Origin of the sequence: Pelagicoccus sp. SDUM812005, from assembly GCF_031127875.1 — a bacterium.
Classification (GTDB): domain Bacteria; phylum Verrucomicrobiota; class Verrucomicrobiia; order Opitutales; family Opitutaceae; genus Pelagicoccus.
In genome coordinates this window covers 164,068-180,467 of the sequence record NZ_JARXIA010000012.1, presented here as the reverse complement: position 1 = coordinate 180,467, position 16,400 = coordinate 164,068, and the positions used below count along the sequence as shown (strand labels likewise).

General features: G+C 61.6%; 11 protein-coding genes and 1 pseudogene. 8 read left to right on the top strand and 4 right to left on the bottom strand.

The annotated features are described in order from the left end of the window. Positions 1–105: 105 nt before the first annotated feature. Complete coding sequence (locus QEH57_RS15065; RefSeq protein ID WP_309007579.1) at positions 106–3,168, bottom strand: carbohydrate binding domain-containing protein; 3,063 nt, start codon at positions 3,166–3,168, stop codon at positions 106–108. Between the two features lie 165 nt (positions 3,169–3,333). Between QEH57_RS15065 and QEH57_RS15060 the strand changes: the two are divergent. Further along, positions 3,334–3,612: pseudogene (locus tag QEH57_RS15060) on the top strand (peptidylprolyl isomerase); the annotation flags it as partial. Between the two features lie 3 nt (positions 3,613–3,615). Continuing rightward, a complete protein-coding gene (locus QEH57_RS15055) occupies positions 3,616–3,897 on the top strand; it encodes a peptidylprolyl isomerase (RefSeq protein WP_309007592.1) in 282 nt (93 codons plus the stop codon). 210 nt (positions 3,898–4,107) lie between these two features. Here the strand turns inward: QEH57_RS15055 and QEH57_RS15050 are convergent, their stop codons facing one another. Together QEH57_RS15050 and QEH57_RS15045 are read right to left on the bottom strand one after the other, a co-directional pair. Continuing rightward, the gene (locus tag QEH57_RS15050; protein WP_309007578.1) at positions 4,108–4,914 is read right to left on the bottom strand and encodes a hypothetical protein; all 807 of its coding nucleotides are present in this window, start codon (positions 4,912–4,914) and stop codon (positions 4,108–4,110) included. Between the two features lie 549 nt (positions 4,915–5,463). Beyond that, positions 5,464–8,850 carry an ATP-binding protein gene (locus QEH57_RS15045; RefSeq protein WP_309007577.1) on the bottom strand — a complete coding sequence of 1,129 codons (3,387 nt, stop codon included), beginning with the start codon at positions 8,848–8,850 and terminating at the stop codon, positions 5,464–5,466. A gap of 299 nt (positions 8,851–9,149) precedes the next feature. Between QEH57_RS15045 and QEH57_RS15040 the strand changes: the two genes are divergently transcribed. The 6 genes from QEH57_RS15040 (at position 9,150) to QEH57_RS15015 (ending at position 14,682) form a co-directional block, all read left to right on the top strand. Beyond that, positions 9,150–9,566, top strand: coding sequence for an Hsp20/alpha crystallin family protein (locus QEH57_RS15040; protein WP_309007576.1), 417 nt, complete (start codon positions 9,150–9,152; stop codon positions 9,564–9,566). An 18-nt stretch (positions 9,567–9,584) separates the two neighbouring features. Continuing rightward, on the top strand, positions 9,585–9,962 hold the full coding sequence (locus QEH57_RS15035) for an Hsp20/alpha crystallin family protein (protein ID WP_309007575.1): 378 nt from the start codon (positions 9,585–9,587) through the stop codon (positions 9,960–9,962). Between the two features lie 165 nt (positions 9,963–10,127). Beyond that, complete coding sequence (locus QEH57_RS15030) at positions 10,128–10,454, top strand: hypothetical protein (RefSeq protein ID WP_309007574.1); 327 nt, start codon at positions 10,128–10,130, stop codon at positions 10,452–10,454. Positions 10,455–10,501: 47 nt separating this feature from the next. Next, positions 10,502–10,915: a hypothetical protein gene (locus QEH57_RS15025; protein WP_309007573.1), complete on the top strand. Its 414-nt coding sequence runs from the start codon at positions 10,502–10,504 to the stop codon at positions 10,913–10,915. Further along, positions 10,872–12,323, top strand: coding sequence for a glycoside hydrolase family 130 protein (locus tag QEH57_RS15020; protein WP_309007572.1), 1,452 nt, complete (start codon positions 10,872–10,874; stop codon positions 12,321–12,323). The genes QEH57_RS15025 and QEH57_RS15020 overlap by 44 nt, the downstream gene beginning before the upstream one ends. 43 nt (positions 12,324–12,366) lie before the next feature. Continuing rightward, positions 12,367–14,682 (top strand): glycosyltransferase family 4 protein, encoded by a 2,316-nt coding sequence (locus QEH57_RS15015; RefSeq protein ID WP_309007571.1) that lies wholly within the window; start codon positions 12,367–12,369, stop codon positions 14,680–14,682. 88 nt (positions 14,683–14,770) lie between these two features. Here the strand turns inward: QEH57_RS15015 and QEH57_RS15010 are convergent, their stop codons facing one another. Then, the gene (locus QEH57_RS15010) at positions 14,771–16,225 is read right to left on the bottom strand and encodes a Do family serine endopeptidase (RefSeq protein WP_309007570.1); all 1,455 of its coding nucleotides are present in this window, start codon (positions 16,223–16,225) and stop codon (positions 14,771–14,773) included. Positions 16,226–16,400 lie beyond the last annotated feature (175 nt).

The following is a 16,400-nucleotide window of genomic DNA, read 5'->3' as shown; positions in this document are numbered from 1 at the left end:
CAGGCAGCGGGGACGGTAGTTTGTGACGGGGGAGTGTCAATTGAATGGTGAAGGAACGCGAGCAGAGCGTTTCGATCGCTTTGGGAGCGCGGCGCGGCGGCGTGTTTAGGGGGAGTTTTCGTGTTCGGAATGGGTGGCGAAGCGGGAGAAGGCGGGGGATGTGATGGGGCGGTGGGTGAGGGTGAGCTGGTGGTGGGTGGCGTTGTGGGGGGTGACTTGGAGGTGGATGGGGTCGGCTTCGAGGGAGTGGCTTTGCCAGGTTTGCAGGTCGGCGGTGGTGGCGATACGGAGGCGCTCGAGTGGGTAGTCGGCGGGGATGAGCAGTTGGTAGGTGAAGGTGGGCTTGCCGTTTACGAGGGTGACGCTTTGCTGGATGGGGCTGCGAGTGTCGGGGGAGTTGGGGTCGAGGTCGGCGAAGTATTCGACGAGGTTGGGGATGCGGTCGCCGTCGGGGTCGGCGCTTGGCCCGGAGAGGGAATCGTCGGCGAGGGCGGCGGGGTCGGTCCAGATGCTTTGGCGCCAGCTTTGGTAGGGGTCGCCGGCTGCGACTTCGATTTCGTACCAGAGGGAATTGTGGGTGGAGCCGATGGCGAGGGAGCTGGTGCCGTCGGGCTTGGCGGCGAGGGGGATGGGGTCGAGGCGTTGGCCGGTTTGGTCGAGGGGCCAAGCGGTGGTGCGGTCGGCGGGATAGGGCAGGGTGATGGTGGCGGGGATGGCTTCGGTGAGGGAGGGGGCGCGTCCCCAGTTGCTGCCGACGGAGCTTTTGGTGGAGTCGGTCCAGAGCATGCCGGTGTTTTCGGTGAGTCCGGTGGCGACGAGGAGGATGTTGGCGGCGGAGTAGGGCTGGTCGAAGGAGCCTTGGCGGGCGGTGAGGGTGAGGGTGGCCCAGTCTTCTTGCGTAGTGGCGATCTCGATACCGACGTTTCCGATGTCGAAGCGGCGGTTGTCGATGTAGCCAATGAGGCTGCGGGTTTTGGGTGTGTTGATGGTGACGACTCCTTTATTGGGGGAGGAGAGGTCCCAGTTTAGTTCGTCGGTGTCGGAGGGATACGCTGGGCCGTCGGGAGCGGCGGGGGGAGCGGGCTGGCCGCTGGGGGAGTCGCCGATGGAGAGGGCGATTCGGTGGGTGAGAGCGAGGGCGTGGGGGATGTCGAGGTCGCGTCCGTCGCCGACTTTCCAGGCGCGGCCTTGGGTGGCGACGATGTGGGTTTCGGTTTCGGGGGAGAAGTTGAGGAGGACTTGCTGGGCGGCGGGGGCGACGTGGCCTTGGCGGAAGATTTGGGCGCCGGCGAGGGCGTTGGCCATGGCGGAGGGGTGGGCGTTCATGTTGAAGTAGCCGTCCCAATAGCCTTGGTCCCAAGCGCCGGAGCTGCCTTTTGAGTAGTCGAAGAAATAGATGCCGTCCCAGTCCTGCAGGGAGGCGTAGGCGGCGACGAGGAGGGGGCCTTCGGAGGCGAAGGGGTTGGGGTAGGCGTGTTGGTATTCGGATACGGTGTGTGGGTAGCCGTGGACGCGTTGCTTGGCGAGGCCGGCTAGGGTGTTGTCGAGGGTGTTTACCATGGAGGTGGGCTCGACGGTCCAGTTGTTTGGGTCCCACGGGGTACCGGGAAATTGGGGGTGCTGCCAGTAGGCGTGCGTATCCACGAGATCATACACACCTTGGATGTTGGGCGTGGAGTTCATGATGGTGGTGCCGTTGACCAGGCCGCCGTAGCCGAGATCGGTTTTGATGTAGTCGCGCATGTCGGTCCAGTAGTCGGTAGCGAGCTCGGAGAGGAAGCGGGTCCAGTCGAGGTTTCGTTTGGGGAGGTAGGAGCCATCGCTGGTGTTGCTGGCGATGTTTGCGACTTCGAGGCTTTGGCCGGTGGGGAGAGTGGCGGTGAGGTCGGCTCCGGAGCGAAGGGAGAAGTCGGTGAAGTAGAGGGCTCCGGTTTGGCCGATGTAGTTGGAGATGTTGAGGCGTAGGTTATTATCGGATACGCCGGCGGTAAAGGTGTAGCTGTGCTTTTGCCAATCGGTGGTGGCTGTGAGCCCTGCGTAGCTGTGCACGCCAGAGTAGGGGGCGTAGGCGAGGCCGATACCGACGCTGAAGGTACGGGCGGCGTCGGCTCGGGTCCAGAAGGTGAGGGTGTAGAGCTGGTCTTTTTCGAGGGCGAGGGAGCTTTGGTTGAGCTGGCCGTGCCAGTTGGTTTGGCTGGTGGTGGTGACGTCGAGCTTGATGGCTAGGCGACCGTGGAAGGTGCCGGTGGTGGCGGTGACGGCGGCGCCTTGGTGTTGTTCGGAGTTCCAGTTGGCGAGACCGTTGGCGAAGCTGGGGTTGGCGATCTTTTCGGGGCCGAAGGGTTCGCTGTCGCCGCTCCAGGCAGCGAGCAGGGAGGCGGTGTCGGGGTAGCGGCTTTGCAGCCAGGCGTTCCATTTACCCTGTAGTTGGTTTTTGTATACTTTGGGCCATTTGTTGAGCGAGCCGCCGTAGTACTGGTGGAAGATGCCGTTTTCGTTGTTGATTTCGACGACGGCGATGGCGGGGTCTTCCGCGTAGGTGAGGCCGGTGTAGGGATTGGTGTGGGCGAGGAGGCTGCGGGCGAATTCCTTTTCGAGGTCGCGGAAGGTGGGGTCGACGAAGCCGAGGATGTGGCGTTCCTTGGCGTCGAGCTGGGCTTCGGTTTGGGGGTCGAGGCCGTCGGCGACCTTGAAGTCGCGGGAGTTGATGAGGTTGAGGTTGGAGTAGATGCCGTGGCTTTTGAGTTGGGCGATGAAGTAGTCGAGCTTTTCGAGGTTGGCGGGGTGGAGGTGGCGGGAGTTGCCTCGGGCGTAGTCGATGAGGGAGCCGCCGCCCCAGTTGTTGTCCATGTGGTGGAAGCGCACGATGTTGAAGCCGAACTTGGCGAGGCGGGCGGCGATGCCTTCCGCTTCGGCGTGGGTGGGGAAGCAGGAGTGGGAGGTGATGTTGACGCCCCAGAGGCGGACGCGTTCTCCGCCGGCGGTGAAGTGGCTGTGGGCGTCGACGGCGATGTAGCCGTGCTGGCCGGCGGTGTCGTGGTTGAGGTGGGATAGGTCGGTGATGCCGGGGGCGTCGTCGTTCCAAGGGAGGGTAAAGGGGATGAGCTCGGAGTCGGCGAAGAGGGGCGTGGCGACGAGGGCGAGCAGGGCTGGAAGGTGGCGTTTCATGGGGTGCGGGGTGGGCGGGTGCCGGGAAAAGTGGGGGAAGTAAGGGCTTGATGGGGAGTGGGATAATGAAGGGGCGGGGATTGGGGCTTTACGCGCTGGGGCGAGATTGCAAGGTTGGCCGTCCTCTTAAATTCGAATACGTAACCTGAGACCCAATTATATACCATGTCTAGAGCCAGTGCCCGTCACATTCTCGTTGAGAGCGAAGATCTCTGCAACGAGCTGAAGTCTAAAATCGAGGGCGGAGCGTCCTTCGCGGATCTTGCGAAGGAGCATTCGAAATGCCCGTCCGGCCAGCGCGGCGGGGAATTGGGCGAGTTTGGCAAGGGCCAGATGGTGCCGGAATTCGACAAGGTGGTTTTTTCGGCGCCGGTGAAGGAAGTCCAGGGGCCAGTGAAGACGCAGTTTGGCTACCACCTTTTGGAGGTGACGGCGCGCGGCGACTCGATGCCGCGGGCGAGCGCTCGCCATATCTTGGTGGAGTCGGAGGAGCAGTGTCAGGAGCTCAAGGCGAAGATCGACGCCGGCGAGGCGTTCGCGGACTTGGCGAAGGCGCACTCGAAGTGTCCGTCCGGCCAGAGCGGCGGAGCGTTGGGCGAGTTTGGCCGCGGCCAGATGGTTCCGGAATTCGACGAGGTGGTTTTCTCGGCGCCGGTGAATGAGGTGCAGGGTCCGGTCAAGACGCAGTTTGGCTACCACCTGTTGGAAGTGACCGAGCGCAACGTGTAGGGCTTAGCGGCGCGCGATCCGTTTTTATTTCGAGGCCGTATCCGAGAGGGTACGGCCTTTTACGTGCCCTGGTCGGGGCGCTTTGCAGGGGGGAGGAAGCGTCGGGGAAGGCGAGTTGCGCAAGTTTTATATAACGTTGGGTTTTAGTTGCGCAGGGGCTGCGCGGCGGCGGAGGCGGGCGGGGATTTTCTTAGTCTTAGGGGGGGGGGCTCAGGGGGAGAGGTCGGTCCAGTGGGGGATGGTTTCGCTCCAGGCGCGTTTGGCTGCTGCGCGGCGGCTTTCTGCTTCGAGGGCGAGGTTGGCGCCACGGCGGCATCGATTCCAGAGGTCGCGGGGTAGCAATGGGTCCAGCGAAAGGGCGTGGTTCCAGAGGGGGCGCTCTTGGGAACGCCATTTCTGGTACGTTTGGAAAGAGGGAGCGGGCATCTGGAGCTGGTCCAAGAACTTGAGGTACTTGGAGTAGGCGTCCTGGGCGGCGCTGAGGCGCCAGGCTTTTTCTACGTATTGGCCTTCGTTTCCCTTGTCCCAGAAGGTGCCCTCCATGCATACAATGGCGTTGGGCGGGACCTTGAGCGTGGCGAAGGATCGTTTGATTTCCGAGAGGGAACGGTGGTTGATCCAGACGCTGCCTTGCAGTTTGCCGAATCGGAGTTCCTCAAGCCAGCTTCGGAGTCGGGAGCGAGCGCTGTGGTCATGGGCAGGCAGGTCGAAGGTGAGCATTCGCCAAAGTCCGTCCCATGGGCTTTCCCATGCGCGCAGAGGGCTGGCTGGAGAGTGCTTTTGCGTTCCGGTCGCGGTTAGGCGCAGGACCCAATCTTCGGGGTCGGCGGAATCGATTTGCTCCACGATTATCAGCTCGTTTGCTTCCAGCCGTCGTAGGAGCTCGGTGTAGGCACGGCGGGTTCCGCCGTGCTGGGCAAAGCATATTTTCGAAACCTTGCGGGCGGCGAAGGCTCCGGTCTCCAGCGCGAGATCGCCGATGATGGCGAGGATTTCGAGGGATTTACTGCTTAGCATGGGGCGTTTCGGGGTGGGGCGAAGAGGGTCGCGAGAGCTTGAGGGCGGGGCGAGGAGGAGGCGCGCGCAAGATTTATATAACGTTGGGTTTCGTTTGCGCAAGCGGGGGCGGGTGTTTTGGGGATGCTGGTTGCGGGATTTGGGGGCGATTGGCTGGGGGGCGGTTCGTTTGAGAGTTTTGGTGAGGCTCGGGGCGTGTGGTTCGGGCGCTCGGGTGGCACTCGGGAGAAGCTGGCATGCAGCTAGGTTGGCGCTCGCCGGAGGCTTGGGCGGGCTGCCGGGGTGCCGGGAGGTGGGAGGTAGAGGCGGTTGGGGCGGGTTGTGGCGACGCTGAGCAGGTCGACGCGGGCGAGCAGTTCGGGTGAGCTGCAGCTTGGTGCGGGGCTTGGTAGGGGGAGCGTTGTACGTCGCTAGCGGCGGGGAGGGGCGCGCAAGATTTATATAACGTTGGGTTGGTTTTGCGTAAGCGGGGGGTGCTGGGGGACGGGTGGTGCGGGACGGGTGGTGGGGGCGGTTCGGCAGTAGGGGGGGGAGGGGGCCGGGGGCTTGTTATGTGCTTTTTGCGGGGGAGGCTTGGGGGGCGTAGCGGAGGGGGAGGGTGAGGGTGGCGGTGGCGCCTTGGCCGGGGCCGGGGGAGCTGAGGGTGAGCTTGCCTCCGAGGACTTTGGCGGCGTTGGCGCAGCTGTGCAGGCCGAAGCCGTGGCCCGTGGGCTTGGTGGTGAAGCCGTGGCGGAAGAGCTTGGTTTGGTTTTCGGGGGCGATGCCGGATCCGTTGTCGGTGACGCTGAATGCGACTTGCTGGGTGTCGGCCAGGGGTCGGGCTCGCAGGGTGATGACTCCGATCTCGGGCTGTTGCTCGTCGATGGCGTCGAAGGCGTTGGAGATGAGGTTGAGCACGATGTCGAGGAGGCGGTGCTTGTCGTTTTCGACGCTAAGGTCGGGCGGGACTTCGTCGATGACTTCGACGCTGCATTGGGCGCGTTCGCTGCCGACGATGTTGAGGGCGGTTTGGCAGAGCTCGTGGAGGTTGACGTCCTCGACGATGCTGTCGCTTTTGGCGTGGGTTTGCTGGGCGGCGATGACGCTTTTGATGTGGTCGATGTCGTCATTCATGACGCCGAGCTCGTGCTGGGTGGCGGCGATTTCTTCTTCGATGGTTTTGGCGAGCTGCACGATGTAGAGGGGCAGGCTTTTTCCGCGGGGGTCGTGGGCGATGAAGTCGGCGAAGCTTTCCTGGTGCGTTTGGACGAGCTCTGCGAGGCGGGTGAGCTTGCTGGTTTGGGAGGCTTGGGCTCTTTGGCTGAGGAGGGTGACGCTGACGTTGAGGGAGTTGAGGACGTTGCCGACGTTGTGGAGGACGTTGATGGCGACTTCGGCCTTGCCGGCGGTGCGGGCGGTGGAGACGAGCTGGTCCTGCATGTCCTGGAGCTGTCGCAGGGTGGAGGTGAGGGCTTCGGTGGTGGCGGTGAGCTCTTCGGTCTTTTCGGCGAGCTGCTCGTTTTGGGTTTCGAGCCGTTGGGCTTGCTGCTGGAGCTCGGCGTTTTTGCTGGCGATCTCTTGGGTGCGGTCGGCGACGAGCTTTTGGAGGTGGCGGCTGCGGCGGATCTGTTGGCGGTTGTAGGCGTAGACGACGAGGGAGACGGCGAAGAGGGAGGCGAAGAGGTAGACGGCGAAGGCGAGGGGCTGGAGGTAGAGGGGGGCAGCGACGTGGAGGGGGAGGGAGAAGGCGGCGGATTGGCCGAAGTTGTTGCGGGCGTTGAGGGTGAGGGTGTAGGAGCCGGGGGGGATGTTGGTGACTTCGCGGAAGGGGATGTCGCTGTAGTCGGGCCAGATGGGATCGAGGCCTTCAATGTAGATCTGGAATTGGTTTTGGTCGGCGGAGAAGAAGTGGAGGAATTCGGCTTCGATGCGGAGGGAGTTCTGGTCGGGCGCGAGTTCGAGGGTTCCCCTGGGGGCTCCGTCAATGGGGAGGGCGGTGCCGTCCTTGAGCGAGGTGATCTTGTGGATGCTGGGGGTGAGCGCGATCTCGGGAGGGGCGGATTGGGGGGATCGGGCCAACATGAGGCCGAAGCTGCCGCCGATCCAGGCTTGTCCGGCTGCGTCGTAAGCGATGCACTTGGCTCGGGTGTTGAGGGAGTCGTTGATGCTGGCGATTTGGCCGATGATGTTTCGGTTGGGGCGGGGGACGGTTTTTCCGCTGCGTTCGTTGGCGCAGACCCAGGCGTCTTCGGGGGAGGGGCCGAAGATGTGGTCGAATCCGAAAGGCGGGGGGCCAGGGTAGTAGAGCATGTCGGGGCTTGGGGCGAAGTCGTCGCGCTGGCTGTCCCATTTCATGCAGGGGTCGGAGTTGAGGTAGATGGATCCGTTGAGGGTAGCGGCTTTGCTCCAGTTGCCTCCCATGTCGGCGGGTATGGGGCGGATGGAGTAGTGGCCGCGTGGGCCTTGCAGGGTGACTTTGGCGTAGTCCTGGCTGCCGAGGCTGCCGATGATGGTCCCGTCGGCAGCTTCCGTGAGGCCGAAGACTTCGCGCTGGGGGCCGGAAAGGTACTGGGCGGCGCTCCATTTTCCGTTTTCGAGTCGGCTGGCGAGGATGCCTTGGAAGTTGCCGGCGAGGATGAGGTTTGGGTCGGAGCTGGGCTGGAAGAGGTTGGTCGATCCTTCGACGGACAGGACTTCGAGCTGGCCGTGTTCGTCGATGAGGGAGAGCTGGGATCCGGTGGCGAAGAGCTTGCCTTGGTGGGCGAGGATTTCGCTCACTTTGGAGAGGCGGTGCTGGAGGGTGAAGGTTTCCTCCATGCGGCTGGCCTCGGGGTTGTGGGCGTAGATGCCGATGGGGGTGGCGAGGTAGAGGCGTCCGTTGAAGATTTCGAGGTCGATGACCTGTCCGTCGAGTCCGTGACGTTCGTCGAACACGAGGGCGGTGGGGTCGAGGGGCACGCGCGAGAGGCTGCGCTTGGTGCTGATCCAGAGGCCGTCCTGGTCGTCGGAGCCGATTCCGAGCACGCTGATGTCGTCGAGCCCGTGGCGTTTGGAAATGTGGAGGACGGGCTTGCCTTCCTTGTCGTAGACGAGGGCCCCGTCCGCGTTGGTGCCGACGGCGAGCTGGTCGGGACCGATCTCCTGGAAGCATTGGATGGTGGCGCCGCGCTGTTGGATGTCGGCGTTCCCGTTCCAGAACCAGGTCGTCTCGCCGTCGAAACCGATGATGCGGCCTTGTTCGTTGAGGAGCCAGACTCCGCCTTCCTGCCGTTTCCTGACGGTGGTGATCCAGACGTATTCGGTGGATTCGAGGACCTGTTGGCAGTCGACGAGGCGCTGTTTTTCCCAGTCCCAGCGGTTGAGGAGGGAGGGGGTGCCGCCGGTGGCGTAGATTTGGTCGCCGATGGAGAAGAGGGTGCTGGCCCAAGCCTCTAGAAGGTGGGTTTGGGCGGGGGCCGAGTCGCGGAGGATGGTGAGGTGGGTTCCGTGGCTGGCGAAGAGGGCGTCGCGGGCTTCGGCGACGTAGCGGAAGGTGAGGGGAAGGTCGGAGCGGTCCTGGGGGCCGAAGAGGCCCTCGACGTGGTAGCCTCCGAAGCGGTCTGGAGCGAGGCTGTTTACGGATCCGAGGTTGCTGACGATGGTGAGACCGTCCTGGAGGTTGAGGACTTCGAAGGCGCGGGCCAGCTCGGGCACTTGGGTCCAGTGGGTCCCGTCGAAGAGGGTGAATTGGGAATCGTTGATAAAGGCGATTTCGCCATGGGGGAGCATGGCGATGCGGGTAACGGGGGAGTTGATTCGGGTGGTGGCGGGGACGAATCTTTCGATGCGAGGCACTCCCCATTTCTCGAGCGATTGGAAGGGTCGCTCGGCCTGGGCGAAGAGGGAGGGGAGCAGCGCGATAAGGCCTGACGCGAGGCGGCAGGCTTGTCGAAGGGAGATTGTGGGGGGCGGGTACACGGTATGCGAAGCGGGGTGACTGACTAGATTAGAGTACCGGTTTTCGCTGCGGCGCAAACAGGGGAAGGCGGAGCGGCCGCTTTTGACGGACGTTTAGCAGCGGGTGATTCCGTGGGGCTCGGGAGCCTGTGACAAGCTGGCTCGCCGAGCGTTTTCAAGTTGGGAAAAAGTGTGTCACCCCGTAGGTGCGTTAGGTTTTATAAGTCGTTGATTAATAACATTAAAGTAGCGGTTCTGAGCTTGGCATTTTTTGTGCATCTTTAGGGGCACACTTAAAATTCAATCGAAGGAGGATTATCATGAAACTCGTTAAGCGAAACACATGGCCCAGCGATCCGTTTTTCGAAATGGATCGACTTTTCAACCGAGCCTTGGGAGGCAGCGATCTCTGGCCGTCGGCCTTCAAGACCGCGACGCACCGCGACTTCCCGCTCGATGTTTATGGCGACGACGACCACTACTACGTAACGGCGGAGTTGCCTGGCGTTGCCAAGGACGCGATCGACTTGAAGGTCGAGAACTCGGTCTTGAGCATCACGGTGAACGTGGAGGACAAGTCCGAATCGGGTTCGAGCAAGCGCAGCATGAGCCGCAGCATCACGGTCGGCGACGACATCGACATCGAGGGGGTCTCCGCGAAGTTGGAGAACGGCATGTTGCAAGTCAGCATTCCGAAGGCTGAGGAGCGCCGTCCCCGCAAGATCGCAATTGCCTAAGCAGGAAAGGAGTCAGTCATGAATTCAGAACTAGCAACCACGCAGGAAAACCAAGCTGCCAAGGAAGAGAAAACCTATCGCAAGCCACAGTACGTCGTGCACTCGGAGGACAACGCCTATCGTCTGGAGGTGCATTTGCCGGGGGTCCCCAAGGATGGGGCTCGCATCACGCTGGACGGCAATTTGCTGAACATCGAGGCTGCGGCGGTCGAGGTGGCGCAGGAGGAATGGAAGACTTTCCGTCGCGAACGCGCGGAAGGAGATTTCAGGCTCAACCTGGAACTCAACGTCGATATCGATGAGAACGAGATCAAAGCTAAGGTAGAGGACGGTGTGCTCACCGTGAACCTGCCCCTTGCGGCGAAGGCCGCCAAGCGTACCATCGCTATCGAATAACACAGTTAGGTATGTCGTCGGTGCCTCTCTGGAGGAGGGAGGCACCTTTTTTTTGGCGCGATTCGTAGCGCGGAACCTCGGCGCGACGGGAAAGTCGAAAAGCGCGAGGGCGGCTCTTCGCGAGTTGTCTTTTTCGGCTGCTGCGGTTAGTTTTCTGAAATCGATATGGATGCTGAGCCCAATGACAAACTGATACCCCGCTGGCGGGCGCCGGGCGCGACCGACGAGATCTACGACGTTTCGCGGGCTGCCAACTTGGCAGGCGTGACGACGCGCACGTTTTTGAAGTACTGTCGGATGGGCTTGTATCGACCGCTTGGAGACACGCAGCGGTTGGGGTATCAATTCGATTGGGACGCGGTCTACCTGGCGCGGCAGGCCGAGCAGGTCCGCGGCGAGCTCGGGGTAGACATGCGGGCTGCCATGATCGTGGTGAAGCTCAAGCAGGAGGTCGAAGTCTTGCGGGAGGAGCTGCGGTTTTGGCGGAGGTAGTTTGAAACGGTTCTAGTAAGGTTGATCACGATTTTTGTTTTCTAGCGATGATTGCGAATGACCACGATTCGGGTGTTTATTTCAAAAGTAGACGAAGGAATGGAAAAGGGGCTGCTCGGGCGCGTAAGCTGGGCAGCCTGATCGAGCGGGCGAGGCGGATCGAGACGGCCTTGCCGCGCGAAGCTTGGTTGCCGTTTGGCTTGCGAACCTTGCTTGCCACGGAGATCCCGCAGGTGCGGCAGCTTTTGGAGGAGGGGCGCCGGGCTCGGGCTGAGCGCGAGGTGCATCGGCTCGCTTTGATGAGTTTTCGCTATGGTCCGAAGATGTTGGATTCGGAGGCTGTAGCGCAATTGCGGATACTGGACTTGGAGTTGTGTCCGCAACGAGATTTGAGACGTTTTTCGGAGGCTTGGAACGATGGTCACGGCGAAGCGCTCGAAGCTTACCTTAAATCCCGATAGCTCGCGGGTTTGTTTTCGTCCGTTTTCCTTAGGCGAGAATGGGCGGCACACGCGGATCGTGGCTCGGGTGATGGGCTTGAGCGAGGAAGAGGCTCAGGCCCAGTGCGAGCGGGTGCTCGCGTCGTTCGCGGGGAGGCATACCCGTTTGAAGTCCTATTTCGAAAGGCGCTTTCGCGACGTGGAGCCTTATCTCCTGACCGACCGGCCTGTGAGCGAATGGCGGCGTTTGCTGTTGGGAGCGTATTTTACCCATGAATACGCGCTCGAGGCGGCGGCGCTTTTCAACCCTTCGATCGTCGCTCATCCTGACCAGTCGGGAGTGAAGAAGGGGGAGCTGCGTTTCATCCTCAGTTTGCGGGCGACGGGCGAGGGGCATATATCATCGATTACCTTTCGCACTGGGGTGGTCGACAAGGAGGGAATGCCGCGCTTGGACGAACCGACCCCCTTCGTGACGGCGGCGGAGGCGGAGCCGCATCCCAGCTACGATCGGCGCTTGCTGTTGAAGAGCCTGCGGGACGCGGGGATGGCGACGCCATTGGTAAGGCTCGTCTTCGAGGAGCTCGAGGAGCGGTTCACCTACCGAGAATTGGAGGATACGGTGAATCGGCTGCGCGGGCGGGACCGTTTCTTGGGTGAGTCGGACTTGGCGGCGGCGGAGGCGGCTCTGGTGATGGCCCGAGCGAATTACATCGCCCGCTTTTCTCCCGAGCAGCCCATCTCGGAGCGGGTCCTTTTTCCCAGCAGTTCGGTAGAGCGCAAGGGGATCGAGGACGCCCGCTTTACCCGATTCGTCGACGAGGATGGCTCGGTCCGCTACTACGCGACCTATACCGCCTACGATGGCAAGGTGGCGATTCCCCAAATTTTGGATACGCTGGACTTCGAGGAGTTTCGGGTGTCGACCTTGAACGGGCCGCAGGCGTTGAACAAGGGAATGGCCCTGTTTCCTCGCAAGATTGGTGGACGTTATGCGATGGTGTCGCGCCAGGACGGCGAGAACTTGTACTTGATGTATTCGGACATGCTGCACTTCTGGTACGAGAAGCAGCTGCTGATGCGGCCCACCTACGAGTGGGAATTCGTGCAGATCGGCAACTGCGGAGCTCCGATCGAGACGGAGCAGGGTTGGTTGCTTTTGACCCATGGGGTGGGGGCTATGCGGCAGTACGCGATCGGCGCCGCCCTGCTCGACTTGGAGGATCCCAGTCGCGTGATCGCTCGTACGCGGGAGCCGATCTTGGTGCCGGTGGAGGACGAGCGCGAGGGCTACGTGCCAAATGTGGTGTATACCTGCGGGGCCTTGGAGCATCGGGGCAAGTTGCTGATGCCGTACGCGATGAGCGACCAGTGCACGAAGTTTGTAACTTATGACATGGATGATATTTTCGCGGCATTGGGCCGCTGAACTCTAGAGAAAGGTAGATTAACCCAATAGGAGATTGTATGTGATGGAAAAGGACACTTCGGTTCGACGCGTGGCCTTCGTGGCCGACTATTTCCCGCGGCAGTGCGGAATAGCCACTTTCACCCATGACCTTCGCAAGGCGGTGGCCGGCGTGCACCGCGGTTGGGATTGCAGCGTGGTGGCTGTCGATGACGAAAAGGATGTATACGACTATCCCGAGGAAGTTCGGTACCAGTTATCGGAGCAAGATATGTCGGGCTATCGCAGGGCGGCGGACTATATCCAGTTTCGGGATACGGATGTGGTTTGCTTGCAGCATGAGTTCGGCATCTTTGGCGGTCCGGATGGGAGCCATGTGCTGAGCTTGATGCGTTCGTTGAAGGTGCCCATCGTGAGTACTTTGCACACGGTTTTGGAAAAGCCGACCGAGGGGCAGGAGCGGGTGTTTCGGGAGGTATTGAAACTTTCGACACGCTTGGTGGTGATGTCCGAGAAGGCTCGCCGCATGCTGGTGGAGATCTGGGGCGTTTCTCCGGAGCGGATCGATGTGATTCCGCATGGAATTCCCGACATGCCCTTCGTGGATCCGAATTTCTATAAGGAGCAGTTCGGGATCGAGGGAAGGCGAGCTTTGTTGACCTTTGGGCTCTTGTCACCCGGCAAGGGGATCGAGTCGGCGATCCGGGCCTTGCCGTCGATCGTGAAGGAGCATCCGGACGTCGTCTACATCGTGCTCGGCGCCACGCATCCGAATCTCGTGCGCGAGCAGGGCGAGTCCTATCGCCTCGGGCTAGAGCGACTGGCGGAGAAGCTCGGCGTGAAGGAGCACGTCATCTTCTACGATCGGTTCGTAGAGTTGGAGGAGTTGACCGAGTTCATCGGGGCGGCCGACATTTACCTGACTCCCTATTTGAATGAAGCGCAGATCACCTCGGGTACTTTGGCGTATTCGTTCGGTTGCGGAAAGGCGGTCGTTTCGACGCCGTACTGGCATGCTGCGGAGTTGCTGGCTGACGGACGCGGAGAGTTGGTTCCGTTTGGCGACAGCGATGCGATCGCGAAGGCGGTGAACGGCTTGCTGAGCGAGGAGACGCGCTTGCATGCGATGCGTCGCCGGGCGTACCGATTGGGTCGCGACATGGTGTGGCCGGAAGTGGGTCGCATGTATGGCGAGAGTTTCCGCAAGGCTCGCGAGTCGGCAGGGAACAATCGTATCCGAAAGTATGCGACACGTACCCTGTCCGAATCCCGCATGAACCTGCCGGCCTTGAACTTGGATCATTTGGAGCGCATGAGCGACGGTACGGGACTGGTGCAGCATGCAGCCTACGGGCTGCCGCGCTACGAGGAAGGCTATTGCGTGGACGACAACGCGCGTGGCTTGCTGCTTTGCCAGATGCTGGCGGATCAGGACGATTCCGAGCTGGCGCCGCGCGTCGCCAAGCTGATGAACCGTTATGCGGCTTTTGTGAACTATGCCTTTAATCCGGCGAAGGGCCGTTTCCGTAACTTCATGAGCTACGAGCGGGCTTGGCTGGAAGAGGCGGGTTCGGACGATTCGCATGCTCGGACGCTTTGGTCGTTGGGGGCGATCGTGGGCAGGAGCCGCGACCGGGAGATGGTCGAATGGGCGACTCAGCTATTCGAGGAATCTTTGCCTGCGGTGGAGGACATGACTTCGCCTCGCTCTTGGGCGTTTGCTTTGTTGGGGATCGACGAGTACATGCGTCGCCTCGAGGGGGACCGGGCGGTGCAGACGATGCGGCGGCGCTTGCTTTCGCGTTTGATCGACCTGTATCAGGAATATAGCGACACGGATTGGCGTTGGTTCGAGCCGCAGCTCGCTTACGACAATGCCAGCTTGAGTCGGGCGGTGATCGTCTCCTCGAGCTCTATCGATGACGAAGTGGGACTGGATATTGGCCTGCGCTCGTTGAGGTGGCTGGTCGACGAGCAAAAGTCGGAGACTGGAAACTTCCGTCCGATCGGTTCCAACGGGTTTTATCCGAAGGGCGGCCGGAAGGCGGTCTGGGACCAGCAGCCGCTCGAGGCCCAAGCGACGGTGCAGGCATGCGTGGATGCGTATCGAACAACTGGCGATGACTTCTGGCGTCGCGAGGCACGGACTGCGTTTGACTGGTTCCTTGGGCAGAACGATTCCGGGCAGTCGCTTTACCATCCGAAGTCGGGCGGCTGCTTTGATGGCTTGATGATCGATCGGGTGAACCAGAACCGCGGGGCGGAATCGACGTTGGCCTACCTTATCTCCCTGGTTGAATTGAGGGGCTTGGAGAACGAGCTCGGTGCCTTCGACGAGGTGGCCTCGACCGCGGGGGCGGATGTGAAGCAGTCCGCTTGAGAGCGGGCTTTTTGAATTACTTGTTACGAAAAACGGCCGCAGAGAAATCTGCGGCCGTTGCGTTAGGTAAAGAGTCTTGGGTGGGCGTCTATTCGACGCGGAGGGCGAGGTAGCCGGTGCGGCCTCGGCTGTAGACGAAGAGCTTGTTGACTCCGCTGCGCAGGAGCTCTCGAGCGTCGGCTACGGTGTCGACTTTCTGGTCGTTGATTTCGATGATGACGGTGCCTTCTCCGAGTACGCGAGCGTAGGGGGATTCTGGCGACACGCTGACGATGGCGAGTCCGTCGACGTTTTTAGGGATGCGGTATTTTTCCGCTATGTCCTTGTCGATGACGGCGACTTCGACGCCTTCCACGAGTTCGTTGGCGCCCATGGCGAAGCGTCCGGAGGCGCTGCCGACAGTGATGTCGAGCGTCTTGGGCTTTCCGTCGCGCAGGACATCGATCTTGATTTCGGTTTCCGGAATTGTATTTCCGATGCGGATACGGAATTGGTTAGCGGATTCGACCGGCTTTCCATCGACGGCTACGATGATGTCGCCGCGTTCGATGCCGCCCTTATCCGCGGCGGAGCCTTCTTCCACGTCGTTGATGAGCACGCCCTTGGTCTTTTTCATGCCGAAGGCTTCGGCGATGTCGGGGGTGACGTCGGCGATGGATACGCCGAGGAAGCCGCGGCGAACTTCTCCGGAGTCGGCGAGCTGGTGCGAGATGTTGATGGCGAGGTTTGCGGGGATGGCGAAGCCGATGCCGATGTTTCCGCCGCTGCGGGAGATGATGGCGGAGTTGATGCCGACGAGGCGGCCTTGGGAGTCGATGAGGGCGCCGCCGGAATTGCCTGGGTTGATGGAGGCGTCGGTTTGGATGAAGCTTTCGTAGCCGCGTTCGCCGTAGATGCCGATGGAGCGGTTGGTGGCGGAGACGATGCCCTGGGTGACGGTGAGGCCGACGCCCATGGGGTTTCCGATGGCGAAGACGACGTCGCCGACCGCAATGTTGTCGCTATCGGCGATGCGGATGGCGGGCAGGTCTTCGGCTTCGACTTTGAGGATGGCGATATCGGTGAGCGGGTCGGTGCCGATGACTTTGGCTTCCAGTTCGGTGCCGTCGCTGAGCTGGACGAGAATCTCGTCCGCTACGTCGTCGCGTTCGCCGGTGACGACGTGGCTGTTGGTGATGATGTAGCCGTCCTTGCTGACGATGACGCCGGACCCGATGCCTTGGGGCATGCGGCGTTCTTCCGGCTCGCTGGGTTGCTGTTCGTAGCGGGGAGAGGGGATCCCGAAGAAGCGGCGCAGGAGTTCCTCCTCGGGGGAGGAGCCGCGGCCGCTGCGGGCCACTTTGACGATGCGTGCGGTGTGCACGGCGACGACGGACGGGGTGGCGGCTTGCAGCATGTTGGCGTAGCTGTGCGGCATAAACTTGTCGCTACGATCGATGGGCTGGGAGTCGACCTCGAGTTGCAGTGGATCGGCGCAGCTGCTGGTGATCCCGGAGGTAGCGGCTAGGGCGATCGCGAGGGTGATTGATTGGAATCGTTTCATTTCTTATCTCCTGATTGAGAGGTAATTGGAAGCCATGGAAGGCTTGCGGTGGTATTCGGTTCTTAACCAGCAACGGAGGTGCCAGCTCGATTCGAAGCGGCGTAAGTCGTTGTTGGGCAGGGGTGTTTGACTCCTTGAGGAGGGGTGGGTTCCGCGCTCTTGGGAATTTGTGTCA

Excerpts from the sequence above, each read along its gene's own strand:
- QEH57_RS15065 (WP_309007579.1), bottom strand. The coding sequence starts at position 3,168 with ATGAAACGCCACCTTCCAGCCCTGCTCGCCCTCGTCGCCACGCCCCTC.
- QEH57_RS15055 (WP_309007592.1), top strand. The coding sequence starts at position 3,616 with ATGCCGCGGGCGAGCGCTCGCCATATCTTGGTGGAGTCGGAGGAGCAG.
- QEH57_RS15050 (WP_309007578.1), bottom strand. The coding sequence starts at position 4,914 with ATGCTAAGCAGTAAATCCCTCGAAATCCTCGCCATCATCGGCGATCTC.
- QEH57_RS15040 (WP_309007576.1), top strand. The coding sequence starts at position 9,150 with ATGAAACTCGTTAAGCGAAACACATGGCCCAGCGATCCGTTTTTCGAA.
- QEH57_RS15035 (WP_309007575.1), top strand. The coding sequence starts at position 9,585 with ATGAATTCAGAACTAGCAACCACGCAGGAAAACCAAGCTGCCAAGGAA.
- QEH57_RS15030 (WP_309007574.1), top strand. The coding sequence starts at position 10,128 with ATGGATGCTGAGCCCAATGACAAACTGATACCCCGCTGGCGGGCGCCG.
- QEH57_RS15025 (WP_309007573.1), top strand. The coding sequence starts at position 10,502 with ATGATTGCGAATGACCACGATTCGGGTGTTTATTTCAAAAGTAGACGA.
- QEH57_RS15020 (WP_309007572.1), top strand. The coding sequence starts at position 10,872 with ATGGTCACGGCGAAGCGCTCGAAGCTTACCTTAAATCCCGATAGCTCG.
- QEH57_RS15015 (WP_309007571.1), top strand. The coding sequence starts at position 12,367 with ATGGAAAAGGACACTTCGGTTCGACGCGTGGCCTTCGTGGCCGACTAT.
- QEH57_RS15010 (WP_309007570.1), bottom strand. The coding sequence starts at position 16,225 with ATGAAACGATTCCAATCAATCACCCTCGCGATCGCCCTAGCCGCTACC.